We start from the raw sequence: 18,886 nt of genomic DNA, 5'->3' as shown, positions 1-18,886 counted from the left end.
GCAGCAACAGCTATGCCCGTTACGCGAGACGGAATTCTGCCAAGAGAGTATGTTTACCTCGACCATTTCCTGAGCCCACTTGCCGCAACGCATCGTCACGCGCGCGCCGACACGGATCGACTTCGGAGGCGGTTGGACCGACGTACCCCCCTACTCGGACGAGATGGGCGGGTTCGTCTGCAACATCGCCATCTCGCGGTACGCGACCGTGACGGTGGACCGCATGGGCAGTAGCACGGATGGCCCGGCGGCGACCGACCCCGGTGATCGTTCGATCGCGGTCGCCGCGGCGCGCCGGTTTCGGATGCTCGACGCGCACATCGAGATTCGCAACGACTTTCCGATCGGCGCGGGGCTTGGCGGGTCGTCGGCGGTCGGCGTCGCGACGGTGGCCGCGCTCGCTGCATCGCGCGGCGAGAAGATGATGCCGACGGCGATCGCCGAACTGAGCCGCGACATCGAGATCTCGGACCTCGGCATCTCTGGCGGGCGGCAGGACCACTACGCCGCGGCGTACGGCGGCGCGCTCGGCCTGCGCTTCGCCAACGGCCGCGTCGACGTGCGCACGATCGCGCTGCGGATGAAGGTCAAGAAGGACCTGGAGCGGCAGTGCATCGTGATCTATACGGGCCAGAGTCGAGTCTCCGGCGCCACGATCGACGCCGTGCTCGACGCGTATCGCAAGAAGGATCCGAATGTGCTCGAGGCGCTGCGGCGCATGCGCCAAAATGCGGAGCGCATGCCCGAGACGTTGGTCGCGGGCGATCTCGACGCGCTCGGACGATTGGTCGCCGAGCAGTGGGAGTGTCAGCGGTCGTTGCATCCGTCGATTCCGACGCAGACCATCGACGACATCCTCGCGCGCGCGCGCGATGCCGGCGCACTCGGCGGCAAGGCGCTTGGCGCGTCGGGCGGCGGGTGCGTCCTGGTGATGGCGCGCGCCGATCGGGTGCAGAAGGTGCGCGACGCGATCGCGCCGCTCGGAGAGATTCTCGACTTCTCGATCGACGAGTCCGGAGTGGAGCGGTGCACCTAGCGCGGGGCGACGCCGCAGCGCTGACGCGGGAACTGGTTCGCATCGACTCACGAAATCCTTCACTGGTGCCTGGCGGACCGGGCGAAGCGAAGGTCGCGCGCGCGTTGCGCGATGTGCTCGTGTCATGGGGATTCCGCGCCGAGCTGCACGAGGCCGTGCCGGGGCGGCCGAATGTCGTGGCGCGCGTCGGGAAGGCAGGCGCGCGGAGTCTGATGTTCAACGGGCATCTCGACGTCGTGGGCATCGACGGCATGTCGCACGCGGCGTGGGATGCCGCGGAGTCGAACGGGCTGATTTATGGACGCGGGTCGTGTGACATGAAAGCCGGCGTCGCCGCGATGTGTGCGGCGGCGGCGCGCATCGCGGATGACATCGAGGGCGAGGTCGTCATCGCGGCGGTGGCGGACGAGGAGTTCGAGAGCATCGGCACGCGCGCGTTGGTGGAGAGCGGCGTCCGTGCGGATGCGGCGATCGTGACGGAGCCGACGCGGCTGTGCATCATGCCCAGCCATCTTGGCTTCGTGTGGCTGGACGTGACGACGACCGGTCGCGCGGCGCACGGAAGCCGGTGGGATCTTGGCGTGGATGCCATTCGGCACGCCGGGCTATTTCTCGCGGAGCTCGATCGGTTCGACGGCGGAGAGCTGGCAACGCGCTCACACAGGCTGCTCGGCAGACCGTCGGTGCATGCGTCGTTGATCGAGGGCGGCACGGGCATGTCGACGTATCCGGAGACGTGTACGGTGCGCATCGAGCGGCGGACGATTCCCGGTGAGAGCGTCGAGCAGGTCGAGGCGGAAATTATGAGTTTACTCAACACCTGCGCCGAGCGACGGCCGACGTTTCACGGCACGGTGCGAACGACGTTTTCGCAGGGCCCGAGCGATGTGAGCATGAACGCGCCGATCGTGCAGGCGTTGGATCGCGCGATGCGCTGGGTCGACGAAGAGGTTCGCGTCGAGGGAATGACGGCGTGGACCGATGCGGCGTTGTTGAACGCGGCGGGCATTCCGGCGATCTGCTTCGGGCCGGGCGACATTTCGCTGGCGCACGCCGCGGAGGAATATGTTCCGGTCGCCGAGATCGAGCGCGCGACGACGGTGCTGGCGCGGCTGGCGGTGGATTGGTGCCGAGGGACGGAGAGCTGATGCAGTTGACGCACGCGCAGTACGAGGTGTTGGAGCAGGCGGTCGCGCGAGGGAGGCGCGTCGCGGTGCAGCGGCGGGGACGGCGTGAGCATGTGCTCATTCCGTTGGTGCTGCATGTGCGCGATGGCCGCGAGGCGATCGAGGCGCGCAATCCGACGACGGGGCATGAAATGACGATCTATCTCGATGAGATCGATCGGATCGAGGCCATTCCGTGACCGAGCGCGACCCGGCGGAATCGACGGCCGAGCGGCCGATGCTCGCGATCTACGCGGACGAGTCGTGCCCGGGGAACGGCCGCGAAGGAAGTAACCCGGGCGGGGCCGCGGGCGTCATCGAGTATGTAAGCCTCGAGACCGGGAACCTCACGCGATGGGATTACTGGGTCTCGGAGCCAGACACCACGAACAACCGCATGGCGCTCCGGAGCGTGATCGAAGCCTTCCGGAACATCTCGCGGAAGGGCGTACGCTTTCGTGTGACGTTCACCAGCGACTCGCAGTACCTGGTGAAGGGCATGAGCGAATGGGTGTTCGGCTGGATGTCGCGCGGGTGGAAGAAGAAAGACGGGCCGATACTTAATCTCGAATTGTGGATCGAGGCCGTCGACGCCGTGCGCGGACATCAGGTCTGTTGGCGCTGGGTGCGCGGGCACGAAGGGCATCCGCAGAACGAGTACGCGAATCATCTGGCGACGCGTGCGGCAAAGGAGCAGACCAGCTCCGGCGGCATCGTCGCGTCGCAGTTCGATGCGTGGTTGGCCGCAGAGCGCGCGAAGGGGCGCATGGCAGCGGCGGAGCCGCAGTCGTTTCCGGACGACGCGGGCTTCAAGGCGCTCCGTTCCTATCCGATCGTGAGGCCTCCGACCACGCTCACCTGAGTCCGCGTCGCGGACGGGGAGTGTGTTATGAGACGGTTGGTGGCAGCTCTGATCCTTGGCGTCGCGATGGGGTATCACTGGGGGTTCGACGAAGGGTCGGCGGGAAAGCCGTCCATCGTCGCGCGCGCGTTGGACAAATTCGGCGCGTCTAAGATTCAGGAAGCGCAGGATGAGCACAACAGGCGAGTGAACGAAGCAATGAAGCCGTGAGGCCATGGACAATCTCGACCGCATGTACCGCCACCTGGTGCGAGTGGTTCGCTCCAGGTTTCCGCAGTATCTGACCGAGCCGTTCGACGTCGCGACGCTGCAGTCGACGATTCTGCCCTATCGGCTGCATCGTCGGGAGCTCGGGCTGGAGTCGAACGACGATTACGAGATCGCGCTCACGGAGCTGCTCTCGGGCATGCGGGATTATCTGCTCGTCGACGACCAGATGCGCGAATCGTTGAAGCGCGAGTTGTCGGCGAAGAATCCGGATCCGGCGGCGTTTAGAAAGTTCGCAAGCGCCATGGTCTCGCTGGCGCCGGCCGCGCTGCGCAGTCTCGAGGCGGGGCCCGACGATACGTCGACGCCGCTCGCGGCGCCGGTGGTGGGACACGTGACCGCTACTCCGCCGGCGCGTGTCGTGGAAGCACCGACGGTCGCGGCGCCCCAGGTGCCCCAGACGCCCCAGGCGCGGCGCGCGCCATCCGAGCCGCGAGCGACTCCTTCGAGCTCGACGCCGGCGACGCCGTCCGTGCCGTCGATGGCCATGCCCTCACGCACCGGCGCGAAGGCGATCACCCCCGCGCCCGGCGAGCACTGCCGGGCGTGCGACGAGGTGCTGCCGCCCGGACGTCCGATCACATTCTGTCCGCATTGCGGGCAGAATCTGACGACGATGAATTGCCAGGCATGCGGCGCCGAGCTCGAGGTGGGCTGGAAATTCTGTCCCGTCTGCGGACGGCCGGCCGCTCGCTGAGCCGATCCAAGGCTCGCCCCGCTCTTGCAGGAGAGCCTTGCGGTACTTCAGGCCAGGACTTCAGCATCGAGTCATGTGATCATGCACGTTCGTACTTTTGCCGGCGCCATGCTGTCGGCGCTCCTCGCTTCGAGTTGTGTGCCGACTGCGGGCACGGCTGGCTCCACGAGCGCAGGCGCGCCCGGGCCCGCGGTGCCGAACACCGGCGCGGCGGTGCAACAGCGCGGATGGCGTGTCGGTACCGAAGAACACGTCGATCTCTGGCTGCACGGTTTCGCGATGCTGACGAGCGATACCGGACACGTGCCGTTCTTCCTGCGCGGGTACAAGCAGGAAATCACCAATCTCAAGAAGCAGCGCAACGTCGTCACGAATCTCGACGCGAATCGCCAGCAGCTCTCGCAGCGGTTCGCCACGACGCCATCGCTGGCCAACGCACAGTTCCTGGCGATGTACTTCTCGTCATTTCAGGAAATCGTGAACGCCACCGACCTGTTCATCCGCGCGAACGGTGATCCGCGCGCCGCGTCCGATCCGATGATGCAGCAGGAGATCGCGCTGCTCGCCGCGAACTTTCCGACACCGGCCGATCGCAATTGGGCTCGGTTGTTCGTGCAGAGCCTGCAGGACGAGAGCACGCGATTCTATCACGCGTACTGGTTGGACCAGCAATCGACGCGCGGCGCGGCATTCGCGCAATTCAACCAGCTCTGGGCCGGCCAGTACTACCCGAAGCTGTCGCGCTTTCTCAACAACACGCAACAGGCCGCGGGTGAATTGATTCTCTCGGTGCCGTTGGGCGGCGAAGGACGTACGATCAACACCAGCAATCGAACCAACGTGATCGCGGTCGAGTATCCGCGCACGCCGGACGCCGCACCGAATGCGCTATTCGGCTTCGTGCACGAGGCGGTGGCGAGCCTCGTTCAGGAGGCCATCACCGACAACACCACACCGGCCGAACAGCGATCCGGTGCCACGAACGGGTACGTCGGCAACGGCGCCGTCCGCGGCGGATTGCTGCTGCTGCAGCGCGTTGCTCCCGACCTCGCGCCGAGCTACATGCGCTACTATCTCGCGACCGCTGGCCGCACCGCGACTGGCGACCCACGCGCCGCGTTCGAAGCGGCGTTTCCGCTTCCTACAGCCATCATCAACGCGATCAACGCCGCGATCGACAGCGCACTCGGCGGCATCTGACGCCGAATTCCGCGCCACGTCGTAGTATTCGATCATGGCAGATTCTCATGCTCCGGCCCCCCGGCCCACTGGCGCGAAACTCGATCGTTCGTCGCTCGAGCGAGTGCTGGCGCGCGCGGCTGAGCTTCAAGGAACCGGACCCGACGCAGGCGACGCCGAGGAATTCAGCGAAGAGCAACTGATCGAACTGGGCAAGGAAGTCGGACTGTCGCCGCAACATTTGCGGCAGGCGCTGGCCGAGGAGCGTACCGGCTCCATTGCGCAGGTCGGGCAGGACGCGGGCGGATTGTTCGGCCCGAACGGCGCACGCGCCGCGAGAACGGTTCCCGGCCGCTCGGCGGACGTGCTCGCGGCGATCGACGCGTGGATGCAGCGGCAGGAACTGCTCGTCGTCAAGCGTCATCACGCGGATCGCATCGTGTGGGAAGCGCACCGTGGCGTGTTCACGGGAGTAAAGCGGGCGTTGCGCGTGGGCGGACGCGACTACGCGCTCGCCGAAGCGCACGACGTCTCGGCCACGGTGATCGACGTGGATGACTCGCGCACGCACGTCGTGCTCGACGCGGATTTTCAGAATCTTCGCCGGCGAAGCATGACGCAAATCGTCGGCAGCGGCGTGGTCGGCGTGGCCATGACCGGATCAGCATTGGTGATCGGCGTGATGGCCGCGGTCGCCGCGGCGCCGGTGATTGTCGTGACGGGCGCGGGGATCATCGCGTCGCGCGCGGCGCATCGGCGCGTGGTGAACCGCGCGCAGCTTGCGCTCGAGCAGCTGCTCGACCGGCTGGAGCGCGGCGAGATCGGACGCCGCGGCGCCGATTCGTTGCTCGGGGCCATCGTCGCGGCGGCGAACGCGTTGCCGCTGCCGCCCAAGCGATTCTAGCCGCGGCGGTGTAAGAAGCGCCGGGCGCGGCCGACTATCTGAGTGCCATGACACTCCCGTCGACGCCGCCGAGAACTCAGAGCCAGGACGAACTGTACGACGCGACGCTCGCCGAGCTTGGTGGTGCGCTCGGCCGGCTGGCGCGTTCGTATGAGGATGATCTCGACAAGCGGCAGGACTTGTTGCAGGACATTCATCTCGCGCTGTGGCGCAGCTTCCTGAGCTTCGACGGCCGGTGTTCGCTTCGGACCTGGGTGTATCGCGTCGCGCACAACGTTGCGGCGTCACACGTGGTGCGGCATCGGCGGCTGCGGACACGGCTCGTTGGCCTGGAGGCAATCGATATGCTGCCGGGCGACAGCGACACCGAGGGGAGCGTCGACAGGCAACTGATGGTCGAGCGCTTGTACACCCTGATTCGGCGACTGCGGCCGCTCGATCGGCAGATCGTGTTTCTCTATCTCGAGGGAAGCGACGCCGCCGCGATCGGAGAGATCACGGGCATCACCGCGGTGAACGTCGCGACGAAGATCAATCGCATCAAGAAGCTGCTTGCGCGTTTGGCGCGTTCAGGAGGTTCATATGATGAGTGAGCGCGAAATCGACGAAGTGCGCGCTGCGTGGCAAGAGCAGCCGGTGATGCCGATACCCGTAGCGCGCGCGCAAAACTTGTCGATCGCGGTCGAGCAGATCGACGCGCGTGCGCGGCAAGCAGCGGGCCTCCTCACGCGCGCGCGATACGCCACGATTCTCGGACTCGCGATCTACTTTCCGATCGCGGCATGGGTCGTCACGACGCTGGACACTGGCGCCGAGCGTTTCGGTCTGGCGCTCGCGACGATCGGCGCGCTGTCTCTGGCGTTTCAGGTGAACGTTCATGTCAGCCGCGTGCGGGCCGACATGGCCCGAGTCGATGCGCAGCCCACGCTCGACGCCTACCTCGCGCTCCTCGAGCGGCATCGCGCGTTCTTCATAGGCCGACAGCTATGGTTGCGCATGCTGACGCTGTTCCCGGCACTGTTGATCGCCTTCGGCATTCAGCTGCGCGAGGATCCTCATGATTCCGCGAGCGTCGCGGGCATGGGCGTGGTGCTCATCCTCGCGCTCGCGATGTACATCCAGAGTCATCGCCAGGCTCGGCGAGTGGACGAGGACATTCGCGAGGCCCGCGTGCTCGCCGCCGAAATGCCGTGATCGCGCTCAGGAGGTGAAGAGCGGCAGTCGCACGGGTTTGAGCCGGATGCGCGACACGAGTCGCGTCATGAGGCGATTGCTTCCGACACCGAGCACGCTCAACACGGTAATCGCTTTAACCTCGGCGCGGGAAATCTTGACGATGCCCTTCTGCGTGATTCCGCCCGGCTTTCGCGTGAGATCGCGGAGGGTCGCGTAGGCGAAGAGGAGCGGCAGCGCGCAGAAAAGGCGAATCGCGACGGCGCGGCGCGGCAGTGTCAGCAGGTACGTCGTCGCGTCGTCGAGATCGCGCCAGGCAAGCTGAACGAGCGTCTCGAGCGCCGCATCCGGGCGCTGGCCCGCGAGAATGTCCGCGTGAGCGCTGCCGTACCGGCGAAGCAACTGTTCGGGGATGTAGATGGAATTCTCATGGCGCGCGTCAGTCGCCACGTCCTTGAGAATGTTCACCGTCTGGAGCGCCTCGGCGAATGCTCGGCAGCGCTGTCGCAGCGCCGCGTAGCGCGCCGCCCCGATGCTCGGTGCGTGCTCGTGCCAGAGATCCGTGAGCAAATAGCCGACGGTCCCGGCGACGTAGTAGCAATACTCCTTGTACTCGTCGAGACTCTGAATCCGGATGCCCTTGGGATACGCGAGCACGAACTTGCGCATGCCGGAGATCATCTCGCGCACCCAGTGGCGCACGCGGTCGCGAGTGAGCGCCGGCAGCGCGAAGTAGGCCGCAAACACGAGATCGGTGTTTCTCGCGAGACGCACGTGCGCCTCGTCGCCCTCGATCGTCGCGAGCCGTGTCCCAAGCGCGGCGAGTTGTGTCGCATCGTCGAACGACGCCGAGAGGAGATCGAGCAGTTCGGCTTTTTCTACCGCGGCGAGTGAGGGCGCGTCCTCGATCGTGTCGGCGATGCGGCAGAGGAGATACGACTCGCGAACCGCGGCGCCAAGGGTCCCCGGCAAGAGTCGAATGCTGAGGGCGAACGTGCGCGACACGCGTGGGAGTATCTCGTCACAGAACTGCTGCGCTTGCTCCTGACGCGGTGTCATCATCCCTCGTGGCTCGCCCGGGCGTTCGGCGTGATTACACTATACCGCACGGACCCATCGATGACCACGATTTCTCCTCCTCCCGGCTTTCGCGGCGTCTTCCGCACCGACGATCCCGCCCGTGCGGTTTACTCCGAGGCGGCGGGGATCGGCCGCGCACTGCCGCGGGCGATCGCGGTGCCGATCGACGTCGACGATCTCGCGCTGATCGTGACGTGGGCGGCGGCGAGCGGCGTTCCCCTCATTCCGCGAGGCTCGGGAAGCAGCATGCCGAGCGGCGCGATCGGCGACGGGGTGATCGTCGATCTCAGCCGGTGGCGCAACATCGGGGACGTGGATGTCGTAGCGCGGACCATTCGCGTTCATCCAGGCGCGGTGCGCGCGGACGTCGACGCGAAGGCACGTGCGCACGCGCTGCGCTTTCCCGTCGACCCGTCGAGTGGCGCATTTTGCACGATCGGCGGCATGGCGTCGACCAACGCCGCCGGTGCGCACTCGATGCACTTCGGCTCGATGCGAAAATGGGTGAACGCGTTGAGCTGCGTCTTCGCCGACGGAGCGCGCGCCGAGCTGCGGCGTGGCCATCCGTCGCCAGCGGGCATTCCCGCGATCGAGCGGCTTTCATCGATCGCGGGCGAACTCGGCTCGGATCGCCATGCGGGAGTCATCAAGGATTCTTCGGGCTACGCGCTGGCCGAGTATCGCCGGAGTGGCGATCTCGTCGATCTGCTCGTTGGCAGTGAAGGCACGCTGGTGTTTTTCGTCGAAATCGAGTTGCTGCTGACGCCCGCGGCCGTGGCGACGAGCAGTGTGTTGGGTGCGTTCGCGTCGCTCGAGCAGGCCGTGGACGCGGCGGTTCGCGCGCGCGAGAGCGGCGCCGTCGCGTGCGAGCTGCTCGACAAGACGTTTCTCGACGTCGCGGCATCAGGCGGCGGGACGACGCATGTACCGGCGGCCACGGAGTCCGCGCTCCTCGCCGAAGTCGAAGGGAGTGACGCAGCGAGTGCGGCGGGTGCGGCAGCCGAGATTCAGAAGATTTTTGCGAGCGCGGGCGCGACCGACGTTCGACTGGCGCTGGATCGCCCGACGGAAACAGAGCTCTGGGAGCTGCGCCATGCCGCGAGCCCGATCCTCGCTCGGCTCGATCCGAGCCTCAGATCCATGCAGTTCATCGAGGACTGCGCCGTCCCGCCGGCGAGCTTGCCCGCGTACGTCCGCGGCGTGCGCCGCATTCTCGCGGAGAACGAAACGCGAGGCGTGATCTTCGGTCATGCCGGCGATGCGCACGTGCACGTGAATCCGCTCGTCGACGTGTCGCGGCCGGATTGGCGCCAGAAAGTCGAGTGCATTCTGGACGCAGTCGTCGCGCTTGCCGCCTCGCTCCGGGGCACGTTGACGGGCGAGCACGGTGACGGTCGACTGCGCACGCCGCTCATGTCGCGCGTGTGGCCGGAGTCGGCGCTCCGCGATTTTGCGGCGGTGAAGCGGGCGTTCGATCCGCGCGGCATTCTCAATCCGGGTGTGAAGATGGCGCTTTCGGGCGAGCAACCACTCGGCGAGATCAAGTACGATCCGTCGCTGCCCTCGCTGCCGGCGCCGGCGCGCGCCGCGCTGGATCGCGTGGAGCGAGAGCGTGCGTACTCGCGGTTCCGTCTCGATTTGCTGGGCGACGCGCGCTGACACGCCCTGACGGGCGATGACGCGCGGTTGCCGCTTGTCGCCCGCCGCGCGCGGTCATTGATTTCGCTCTTCGTCGTTCCCGCCGATTTCCGACTACCGATTCCCGACCCGCCGATGCGCTACTACGCCGAGCCCGTGCTCACGCTGCTGTCACGTCCGAGCTTCACGACGCCCGAGCATTTGCCCGTGAGCTGGATTGGCGAGAGCACCGACGGCGAGCGATTGGCCGAATTTGCCGGACGGCTCTGCTACATGAGCCAGCACAATCCGGCGAAGCGTGAGACGCGGGAGTATCTGGAGAACATCAAGAAGCAGGGGCACGGGAGTGTGCTGGAGCATGCGAACTACTCGATTCTCCTCGAGGGCGTGAGCCGTTCGCTGACGCATGAGCTGGTCCGGCATCGTGCCGGCTTCGCCTACTCGCAGCTGTCGCAGCGCTACGTGGACGAGTCGCAGGCGAGCTTCGTGATTCCGCCGGCGATCGTGGCGGACGAGGCGCTCGAGGCGACGTGGCGCGCGCAGGTGGAGCAGGCGCAGGCGACGTACGTCGATCTCGTGGCGCAGCTGATGGAGCGCTATGGCTGGGTGGCGGACAAGGTCCATCGCCGGAAGATGGCGCGCGAGGCGGCGCGTGCGGTGTTGCCGAATGCGACGGAGACGAAAATCGTCGTGACGGGAAATGCGCGCGCGTGGCGGACGATGCTCGAGCTCCGCTCGAGCGAGGGCGCGGAGCTGGAGATTCGCCGGCTCGCGGTGGCGGTGTTGCGGCTGCTCACGCAGGAAGCGCCGGGATTTTTCTCTGATTTCGAGATTTATCAGGGCGAGGATCGTCGCGAGGCGGCGCGAATTTCTTACCACAAGGTCTGACGCCGCGAACGATCGCAACAAAAAAAGCAGATCCTCGCTTCGCGAGGATGTCGGCCATCGCGCACAAAGTGCGCGATGGCCGAAAATAATTGTTGCGCGAAAAAATCCAGAATCCTATTTTGCGCGACATCTATAGATGGCCTTGTTTTTGCCCGTCGCGTACGTGAAGGAATTTCCAACGCGAGTCGAACGCACGACAGGCGGCAAGCAGGGCGAGATGCAGAGCGGCAACGGCGCCGCGAACGAATTCCAGAGGTTGGATGACGCGCATCGGGTTCGCGTACAACCAAAAACCTGAACCGACTGTGGGCCTGGTGAGCGCGACGGATGCCGATCCGCGCGCCGACGAAGAGCCCCCGTCTTCGAGCCTCAGCGACGCCTACGCGGAGTGGGACTCCGCCGAAACGATCGACGCCGTCGCCTCCGCGCTCTCCCACTACGGCGACGTAATCCGCCTCGAGGCGACTGAAGAATTTCCCGAGCGCCTGCGCGCTGAGCGCCCCGACATCGTCTTCAACATCGCCGAAGGCCTCTACGGCACCAATCGCGAGGCGCACGTCCCCGCGATCTGCGAATTCCTCGGTGTTCCCTACTCGGGCAGCGATCCGTTCACGCTCTCCCTCTGCCTGCACAAAGCGAAGACGAAGGATTTTCTCAGCGCGCACGGCATTCCCAACGCGGCGTACGCCCTCGTGGAATCCGACGACGATCTGAGCGATCTCATCTCGGGCGCTCCACGCTTCGCGCTCGACGCGACGCGCTTCCCGCTCTTCGTCAAGCCGGTGCAGGAGGGTTCCTCCAAGGGAATCACCGAGAAGAATCTGGTTCGTTCACGCAACGAACTGGTCGAACAGACGCGGTTTCTGCTGGCGACGTACGCGCAGCCGGTGATCGTCGAGTCGTATCTGCCCGGCGCCGAGTTCACGTGCGGCGTGCTGGGCAACGGCGCGAACGCCCGCGTGCTGCCGCTCGTCGGCATGAACTTCGGATCGCTGCCGGCCGGTGCGCTGCCGATTTATGGCTACGAAGCGAAGTGGATCTGGGACACGCCGGATGAGCCGCTCGAGATCTTCGAGTGCCCTGCGCCGATCGAGCCACGCCTGCGTCTGGCGATCGAGCACGTCGTGCTGCGCGCCTATCGCGTGCTCGGCTGCCGCGACTGGTCGCGCGTCGACGTGCGGCTCGACGCCGCGGGAATTCCGAACATCGTCGAGGTGAATCCGCTGCCGGGAATTCTGCCGAATCCGGAAGACAACTCGTGCCTGCCGAAGGCGGCGCGGGCGGCGGGGTTGGGATACGACCAGTTGATTCAGTCCGCGTTACTCGCTGCCGCGGCGCGTTACGAGCTCGAATTTGCGCGTACTCCCAGCGCCCAACTCTCAGCGCCCAACGCCGCGTGAAGATCGCCATCCTCTTCGACGGCGCGTCTGCCTACGCGACGAAACCTGACCAGCTCATCCTCGGCACCGTCGAGGCGATCGAGCAGTCGCTCGTCGCTGAAGGCAACGAAGTCGGCTACATGCCCGTCTTCCACGACGGCAAGTGGATCGAGAAGCTGCGCAAGGGAAAGTTCGATCTCGCGTTCAACATGTGCGAAGGGATCGACGGCATCGCCACGCTCGAGTCGGCGGTGATCTCCGTGCTCGAGCTCTTCAAGATTCCGTTCACGGGCGCGTCGAGCTACACGACAGCGGTGTGTCTCCGGAAGCCGGTGATCAACGGGCTGCTCGAGAAGAACGGACTGCCGATTCCACGTTTCGCGTCGCTTCGCCGCGGCGATCCGCTGGTGAGCGTCGGTTACCCGGCCATCGTGAAGCCCGCAGCCGAAGACGCCTCACTCGGCGTGGAGCAGCGCTCGGTCGTTCGCAACACGCGTCAGTTGGCCGAGCGCGTGGGGGCGATGCTCGACGTGTGGGACGAGGTGATCATTCAGCGTTTCGTCGACGGGCGTGAAGTGCAGGTCGGCGTGCTCGGCGATGCGGTGCTGCCGATCGCCGAGATCGATTTCGGAAAAATGCCGCGCGGGCGGTGGCGCATCGTCACGTATCAGAGCAAGTGGGCGCCGGGGAGCATCGACGACATCGGCGGCATGCCGCGCTGTCCGGCCAAGCTCCCGGCGAGAGTCGCCGCCGAGTGCCGGCGCGTCGCGCTCAAGGCGTGGATGCTCTCCGGCGGATTCGGGTACGGCCGCGTGGACATGCGGCTCGATGCGAACGGTCAGCCGTGGATTCTCGAGGTGAACGCGAATCCGGACATCGCGCCGGACGCCGGACTGGCGCGCATGGCGCGCGTGGCGGGCATCGAATACGGCGCGCTGATCCGCAACATCTGCGAGATGGGCCTCGCGCGCAGCCGTCAGCCGTCGCCGCCGGACGAGTGGTTGCTGGCGCAGAAGCTGTCGGGGGTCGAGAACCCGGTGGAAGGGACGCCGGAGCTCGATCTCTTTGCGGTCGGTCAGGAGTGAGCATCACCGCATGTCATCATCAGTCAAGCTGGGCGCTCTTACCAAAGGGCATCGCAATCGTATTCGGGAAATCCTCGACGCCACGGCGGTGTTTCGCGATGAAGAGGTCGCGGTGGCGCTGGAGTTGTTCGACGAGACCTTCGCGGCGGGACCGGCCCGGGCGCCGTACGATCCGGGCGACGGCGTGGCGAATTACGAGTTTGTCGGGTCGTTCTCGCGCGAAGGTCAACTCGTCGGATACGTCTGCTATGGCGCGACACCGGGAACGGATCGCACCTACGATCTCTACTGGATCGCGGTCCATCCGGATTTTCAGGGCGAGGGCGGCGGTTCGCAGCTGCTCGACGAAGTCGAGCGGCGGCTGCGGCAGCGGGAAGCGCGATTGATCGTGGTCGAGACGTCGTCGCGCGGTGACTATGCGCCGACGCGTCGTTTTTACGAGGCGCGGCGGTACGTCGAGGCGGCGGTGCTCGGGGATTTTTACGCGCCGGGAGATGATCGCGTGATTTATACGAAGCGGCTGGATGATTCGCGCTAAAAGGCGCTGAAAAGCGAATGGAAACTGCGAATGGCGAGAGCGATTGGAAAAGGCGAATGGAGACAGCGATTGGAAAGGGCGAGCGCCCCTTCCAATCGGTTCTTCCATTCGCGGTTTCCATTCGCCTTTTCCAATCGCCCGTTCCAATCGCCGTTCGCAGGTCATGCAATTTCCTTATCCTGAACCGAACGCGGAGTTGCGGTGCATGAGTGACTGGCAGAAGGTTCTCCACGAGAGTGTCGACACGCTGAGCAAGCTCGCCGAACGTTTCGGCGACGACGTCATCGACGTCGATGGATTGCAGCCGGCGTTCGACAACTTCCAGATGCGGATCACGCCGAACGCCCTGTCGACGATCAAGGAGATCGGCGACCCGATGTGGCAGCAGTACGTGCCGACGACGCAGGAGCTGGACATCGTCGATGGCGTGATCGACTCGCTGGACGAAGACGGCGACTCGCCGGTGCCGAACATCACGCATCGCTATCCCGATCGCGTGCTCTTCCTGGTGAGCCCGGTCTGCGCGACCTACTGCCGCTTCTGCACGCGTCGCCGGAAGGTCGGCGATCCGGAGAAGATCCCGCTCAACCAGTACGAGTCCGCGCTCCAGTACATTCGCGAGCACACGGAAATTCGCGACGTCATCATGTCGGGCGGCGACCCGATGATGCTGTCCGATCGCCGGCTGGAGTATCTCTTCCAGCGCCTGCGCGACATCCCGCACGTCGAGATCATTCGCCTGGGCAGCCGCATCACGTCGCACTTGCCAAGCCGCATCACGCCGGAATTCTGCGAGATGGTGAAGAAGTACCATCCGGTGTACATGAACACGCACTTCAATCATCCGGCGGAGCTGACGCCTGAATCGGTTGCCGCGCTCGGACGCCTGGCCGACGCCGGCGTTCCGCTCGGCTGCCAGACGGTGCTGCTCAAGGGCGTCAACGACGACCCGGCCGTGATGAAGGAGCTGATGCAGAAACTGCTCAAGGCGCGCGTGCGGCCGTACTACATCTACATGGCCGATCAGGTCGCGGGCGGCGAGCATTTCCGCACCAACGTCGAGAAGGGTTTAGAGATCGTGAAAGCCCTGCGCGGTTGGACGAGCGGCCTCGCGGTGCCGCACTTCGTCATCGACGCGCCGGGCGGCGGCGGGAAGGTCCCGCTTCTGCCGGAGTACGTCGAGGAGATCAACGAGGACGAGGTGATCTTCCGCAACTACGCGGGCGAGCGGTACGTCTACAAGCAGCCGCGCCAGCCGGCGATCGCCGCGTCGGCATGCGGCAACGCCGCGGCCGCCAAGTCCGACGTCGTGCCGATTCAGATCGGGAAGAAGGCGAAGCCGAGAAAGAAGACCGTGGCTCGGAAGCGCCGCACGGGGACGTAAACGTAACCACGGTCATCCTGACGAGCGAAGCGACGAAGGATCCCCTGAATGCCGAGCGGGATCCTTCGTTTTTTCAGGCGGCAAGAGCGCGCATGTGACCTCCGTTACTCCGATTCGCTGAACTCGTCGCGGATTTCGCGACGACGACGTTCTCGCACTGTTTTGGCCTTCGTGCGATCCTCGGCCCACGCGTGCAATAGCGCCTTGGCGAGTTCAATTTCCTGCCGCTGAACTCCCGGCTGCGTCGCGTTTCGCCGATAATACCACTCCGCCATCAGCGTGCGCGTGCGCGGATGTGGCGACTTGGTGTCACCGTGAAGGAATCGGTTGAGCGCGCTATAGCTCGGAAGCCCGATTTCTGCCGCGACTTCGCGGAGCGACGTCTCCGCAACGCGCTTTCGGATCGCGTCGCGCAATGCATCAACGGAGAACCGGGAAGCCCCTGTCATTGACAGGCCCCCGGCACGCGCTTAGCCTCTGTGCGAAATCTTGTGCGAAATTTTGTATTACACGTGGGAGCTTATCGCGCCAGCCGGGTGTGGCGCAATCCGTCTCACGATCGGTTCGGCGCGGTTCGCCGAGTGACCGGGATATTCGCGAGGGCTGTTCGTGGCGCGTCGACGCAACAATCGAGGTGGTGAAACTCCGGCAACGCCAGTTGCCGATTTTCGCTACGATGCGTCGCGCAAGAACAACCCAACGGCCGGTTTGGCGGCGCAAGGTCGTGTGCGTGAGACACCGAAAGTCCCGTACGCGTACGATCCGCATTTGCCGCCCGAGTTGCGCTTTGACGCGACCGGCGGCGCCGACCAGCTACCGGAATTGCTCGCCGAGGCGACGCGGCGCCGCCTCACTGAGACGGAAGCTCGGCATGTGGCCAACGCGCTGCAGCAGCGGCAACCGTGGCTGGAGTGGACGGGCAAGCGCGAGGCCAAGGGGTTCGTCGTCGATCCGGTCGCGCTTCACATTCATGAACGCGTCAGTGCACAGGCGATACTCAAAGCCGCGCGCCGCGAGGATGTCCAGCGCGATCTATTCGCTGATCCCGAGCAGCCGTATCGCGAGGCCGTTCAATTCTACCAGCATGATGTCGACTGGGCGAACCGGCTCATCCTCGGCGATTCCCTTCAAGTGATGGCGAGCCTCACCCGGCGCGAAGATCTCGCCGGCAAAGTTCAGATGATCTATCTCGATCCGCCCTACGGGATCAAGTTCGCGAGCAATTTTCAGAGCCAGGTCAGCAAGCTCAGAGTCGATGACCGGGAATCCGATCTCACTCGCGAGCCCGAAGTGGTCAAAGCGTACCGTGACACGTGGACACTTGGCGTCCACTCATACCTCGCGTACTTGCGTGACCGCCTCATGCTCTGCCGCGAAATGCTCGCGGATTCAGGCAGCATTTTTGTTCAGATCTCGGATGAGAATCTTCACCGTGTGCGATCGGTGCTCGATGACGTGTTCGGACAAGGCGGCTTCATCGGGCTAATCACCTTCACGAAGAAGGGAAGCCAATCGGGCGATTTTGTTCCGCCGATCAATGAGTTCATTATCTGGTACGCCAAGGACCGAGATGGTGCGCTCGCGCGATTCCGTCGGCTATACGCGTTCCGCGATCCAGCCGATGCTGATGGATTCGGCAACGCGCAATTGCGCAGCGGTGAAGTTATCAATGCTTCGGCACTCGAACCCGGGCTCGAGGCAGGCGTTGATTACCGACTCTTCAGTTCGAACGCGTTCTACAGCGACAAATCCGGCCCGAACGATCCCGTAGTTCTTCGAGACCAAAGTTTCCCATCGGGTGGAAACTCCTGGAAGATCGCGCCAAGAAACATACCTCGTGTCGATGCGGCCGATCGAGTGCTGTACACGACGAACCGTATTCGGTTCAAGCGCTACGCTGACGATTTTCCCGCTGTCGCGTTGACCAATGTCTGGAATGACCTGGCCGGAACACCGGACAAGCGGTACGTCGTTCAAACAAATGCGCGGGTCATTGAGCGATGCCTCCTGATGACAACCGAGCCCGGCGATCTCGTCCTCGATCCGACCTGTGGCTCCGGCACCACCGCATTCGTCGCCGAGCAATGGGGTCGACGCTGGATCACGATCGACTCCTCTCGCGTCGCGATCGCCATCGCGCGGCAGCGGCTGCTCACCTCGCGCTTCGATCAATACAAGACCAAACCGCCGAAACTGGAAGGCGGGCGCACTCATAAGGAAGGCGATCCAGCGAACGGCTTCATCTACAAGACCGTTCCCCATATCACGCTCAAGAGCATCGCGCAAAATACCGGCCTCGATCCGATCCTCACGAAACATGCAGCCATTCTCGCGCAGAAGCTCACCAAAGTGAACGCGGCGCTGAAGAAGGTTTCCACCGATCTTCGCCGACAACTCAAGACAAAGCTCGCCCAGAAGGAGCGTCGCGAAGGAAGACGCTCAATTTCTGACGCCGATCGACGCCGCTGGCTTCTGCCAGCGGCCGAATGGCGGGAATGGGAAATTCCATTTGACGCCGACGACGATTGGCCGGCTGGGCTCCGCTCAGCGCTTGCCGACTATCGCGCCGCATGGCGCGCGAAGATGGACGAGGTGGACGCCGCCATTGCGGCGAGTGCGGAGCCTGCAGAACTCGTCGATCAGCCGGAAATCGTCTCCGGCGTCGTCCGCGTCACCGGACCGTTCACCGTCGAGGCGGTGATGCCGGCCGAGGAATCACTCGACGACTCTCCCATCGAATCGACCGCGGACGATCTCGAGACGTTCGGCCCGAATTCCACACAAGCGGACGCCATTAACGGTGAGGCGTATGTCGATCGCATGCGCAGATTGCTGCTAGCCGATGGCGTGCGATTTCCCGATAACCATGTCGCCAAGATCTCGCGCCTGGATCCGCTCGATGACCCGTTTCTTCACGGCGAGGGAGAGTGGAATGCCGGCAATGGTCGTTCCCGCCGAGTCGCGGTCAGTTTCGGACCTCAACACGGACCGGTGACGGCCGTTCAAGTCGAAGAGGCGTTGCATGCGGCGTCTCGACGCGGCTTCGACGACGTCGTGTTCGCCGGATTCAACTTCGACGGCGCAGCGCAGGCGGTCATCCAGGACGACCCGAACCCGAGAGTGCGCGCGCACCTCGCGCACATCCGTCCAGACGTCCAGATGACGGGGCTTCTCAAGGACACGCCGAATTCGCAGATCTTCACGGTGTTCGGAACACCGCGCACGCGATTGGATCACCACGCAGACGGCACCTTCACGGTGGCAATGGAAGGCGTCGACATCTATGACCCGGTCGCGAACGCAATCGTCCCGACGCGGGCAGACAAGGTCGCTGCATGGTTCGTCGACAGCGACTATGACGGCAGAACATTCTGCATCACGCAAGCCTTTTTTCCGGACAAGACCGCGTGGGACAAGCTCGCTCGCGCACTCGGCGGGTATATCGACGAAGACAAATTTGCGACACTCAGCGGCACGAGCTCGCTGCCGTTCGAGGCAGGAGAGCATGCGCGATGCGCGGTGAAGGTCATTGACCCACGCGGCAATGAGGTAATGCGGGTTCACCGGCTCGAGTCCAGCCCGGAGCGCCGCCGGCGCTCAGCCTGAGACG

The 18,886-nt window shown here is 64.8% G+C and carries 21 protein-coding genes; 18 read left to right on the top strand and 3 right to left on the bottom strand.

Going from position 1 to position 18,886, the window contains the following annotated elements:
- Window positions 1–79 precede the first annotated feature (79 nt).
- The 10 genes from VN706_15005 to VN706_14960 all read left to right on the top strand — a co-directional run bounded on the left by VN706_15005 (window position 80) and on the right by VN706_14960 (window position 7,305).
- Window positions 80–1,036 carry a hypothetical protein gene (locus VN706_15005; GenBank protein ID HXT16947.1) on the top strand — a complete coding sequence of 319 codons (957 nt, stop codon included), beginning with the start codon at window positions 80–82 and terminating at the stop codon, window positions 1,034–1,036.
- Window positions 1,027–2,184 (top strand): ArgE/DapE family deacylase, encoded by a 1,158-nt coding sequence (locus VN706_15000; GenBank protein ID HXT16946.1) that lies wholly within the window; start codon window positions 1,027–1,029, stop codon window positions 2,182–2,184. Before VN706_15005 ends, VN706_15000 begins: the two co-directional genes overlap by 10 nt.
- Window positions 2,184–2,402: a hypothetical protein gene (locus tag VN706_14995; protein HXT16945.1), complete on the top strand. Its 219-nt coding sequence runs from the start codon at window positions 2,184–2,186 to the stop codon at window positions 2,400–2,402. The genes VN706_15000 and VN706_14995 overlap by 1 nt, the downstream gene beginning before the upstream one ends.
- A complete protein-coding gene (locus VN706_14990) occupies window positions 2,399–3,064 on the top strand; it encodes a ribonuclease H (GenBank protein ID HXT16944.1) in 666 nt (221 codons plus the stop codon). Before VN706_14995 ends, VN706_14990 begins: the two co-directional genes overlap by 4 nt.
- Window positions 3,065–3,103: 39 nt before the next feature.
- The gene (locus tag VN706_14985; protein ID HXT16943.1) at window positions 3,104–3,274 is read left to right on the top strand and encodes a hypothetical protein; all 171 of its coding nucleotides are present in this window, start codon (window positions 3,104–3,106) and stop codon (window positions 3,272–3,274) included.
- A 4-nt stretch (window positions 3,275–3,278) separates the two neighbouring features.
- A complete protein-coding gene (locus tag VN706_14980) occupies window positions 3,279–4,028 on the top strand; it encodes a zinc ribbon domain-containing protein (protein ID HXT16942.1) in 750 nt (249 codons plus the stop codon).
- 81 nt (window positions 4,029–4,109) lie between these two features.
- Window positions 4,110–5,228 carry a hypothetical protein gene (locus VN706_14975; protein ID HXT16941.1) on the top strand — a complete coding sequence of 373 codons (1,119 nt, stop codon included), beginning with the start codon at window positions 4,110–4,112 and terminating at the stop codon, window positions 5,226–5,228.
- 34 nt (window positions 5,229–5,262) lie between these two features.
- Window positions 5,263–6,111: a hypothetical protein gene (locus tag VN706_14970; GenBank protein ID HXT16940.1), complete on the top strand. Its 849-nt coding sequence runs from the start codon at window positions 5,263–5,265 to the stop codon at window positions 6,109–6,111.
- Window positions 6,112–6,158: 47 nt separating this feature from the next.
- Complete coding sequence (locus tag VN706_14965) at window positions 6,159–6,704, top strand: sigma-70 family RNA polymerase sigma factor (GenBank protein ID HXT16939.1); 546 nt, start codon at window positions 6,159–6,161, stop codon at window positions 6,702–6,704.
- On the top strand, window positions 6,694–7,305 hold the full coding sequence (locus VN706_14960) for a hypothetical protein (GenBank protein HXT16938.1): 612 nt from the start codon (window positions 6,694–6,696) through the stop codon (window positions 7,303–7,305). Before VN706_14965 ends, VN706_14960 begins: the two co-directional genes overlap by 11 nt.
- Window positions 7,306–7,311: 6 nt before the next feature.
- Here VN706_14960 and VN706_14955 read toward each other — a convergent pair whose 3' ends face one another.
- Complete coding sequence (locus VN706_14955) at window positions 7,312–8,346, bottom strand: phytoene/squalene synthase family protein (protein ID HXT16937.1); 1,035 nt, start codon at window positions 8,344–8,346, stop codon at window positions 7,312–7,314.
- A gap of 57 nt (window positions 8,347–8,403) precedes the next feature.
- On the opposite strand from VN706_14955, the gene VN706_14950 reads away from it, so the two are divergent.
- The 7 genes from VN706_14950 to VN706_14920 all read left to right on the top strand — a co-directional run bounded on the left by VN706_14950 (window position 8,404) and on the right by VN706_14920 (window position 15,276).
- Window positions 8,404–10,023, top strand: coding sequence for an FAD-binding oxidoreductase (locus tag VN706_14950; protein HXT16936.1), 1,620 nt, complete (start codon window positions 8,404–8,406; stop codon window positions 10,021–10,023).
- A 27-nt stretch (window positions 10,024–10,050) separates the two neighbouring features.
- Window positions 10,051–10,890 (top strand): FAD-dependent thymidylate synthase, encoded by an 840-nt coding sequence (gene thyX, locus VN706_14945; protein HXT16935.1) that lies wholly within the window; start codon window positions 10,051–10,053, stop codon window positions 10,888–10,890.
- A gap of 136 nt (window positions 10,891–11,026) precedes the next feature.
- The gene (locus tag VN706_14940; protein HXT16934.1) at window positions 11,027–11,188 is read left to right on the top strand and encodes a hypothetical protein; all 162 of its coding nucleotides are present in this window, start codon (window positions 11,027–11,029) and stop codon (window positions 11,186–11,188) included.
- Complete coding sequence (locus VN706_14935; GenBank protein ID HXT16933.1) at window positions 11,151–12,290, top strand: hypothetical protein; 1,140 nt, start codon at window positions 11,151–11,153, stop codon at window positions 12,288–12,290. The genes VN706_14940 and VN706_14935 overlap by 38 nt, the downstream gene beginning before the upstream one ends.
- Window positions 12,287–13,354 carry an ATP-grasp domain-containing protein gene (locus VN706_14930; GenBank protein HXT16932.1) on the top strand — a complete coding sequence of 356 codons (1,068 nt, stop codon included), beginning with the start codon at window positions 12,287–12,289 and terminating at the stop codon, window positions 13,352–13,354. The genes VN706_14935 and VN706_14930 overlap by 4 nt, the downstream gene beginning before the upstream one ends.
- 10 nt (window positions 13,355–13,364) lie before the next feature.
- Window positions 13,365–13,892: a GNAT family N-acetyltransferase gene (locus tag VN706_14925; protein HXT16931.1), complete on the top strand. Its 528-nt coding sequence runs from the start codon at window positions 13,365–13,367 to the stop codon at window positions 13,890–13,892.
- Window positions 13,893–14,097: 205 nt separating this feature from the next.
- Window positions 14,098–15,276: a KamA family radical SAM protein gene (locus VN706_14920; protein ID HXT16930.1), complete on the top strand. Its 1,179-nt coding sequence runs from the start codon at window positions 14,098–14,100 to the stop codon at window positions 15,274–15,276.
- Window positions 15,277–15,380: 104 nt separating this feature from the next.
- Here VN706_14920 and VN706_14915 read toward each other — a convergent pair whose 3' ends face one another.
- Both VN706_14915 and VN706_14910 read right to left on the bottom strand, forming a co-directional pair.
- Window positions 15,381–15,692: a hypothetical protein gene (locus VN706_14915; GenBank protein ID HXT16929.1), complete on the bottom strand. Its 312-nt coding sequence runs from the start codon at window positions 15,690–15,692 to the stop codon at window positions 15,381–15,383.
- A gap of 397 nt (window positions 15,693–16,089) precedes the next feature.
- Window positions 16,090–16,242 (bottom strand): hypothetical protein, encoded by a 153-nt coding sequence (locus tag VN706_14910; GenBank protein ID HXT16928.1) that lies wholly within the window; start codon window positions 16,240–16,242, stop codon window positions 16,090–16,092.
- Window positions 16,243–16,410: 168 nt separating this feature from the next.
- Here VN706_14910 and VN706_14905 point away from each other — a divergent pair, with 168 nt between their 5' ends.
- Window positions 16,411–18,882, top strand: a complete 2,472-nt coding sequence (locus tag VN706_14905; protein ID HXT16927.1) for a site-specific DNA-methyltransferase — start codon at window positions 16,411–16,413, stop codon at window positions 18,880–18,882.
- Window positions 18,883–18,886 lie beyond the last annotated feature (4 nt).

This window comes from Gemmatimonadaceae bacterium (genome assembly GCA_035606695.1).
Classification (GTDB): Bacteria; Gemmatimonadota; Gemmatimonadetes; order Gemmatimonadales; family Gemmatimonadaceae; genus JAQBQB01.
This window is presented reverse-complemented; position numbering and strand designations above follow the sequence as displayed.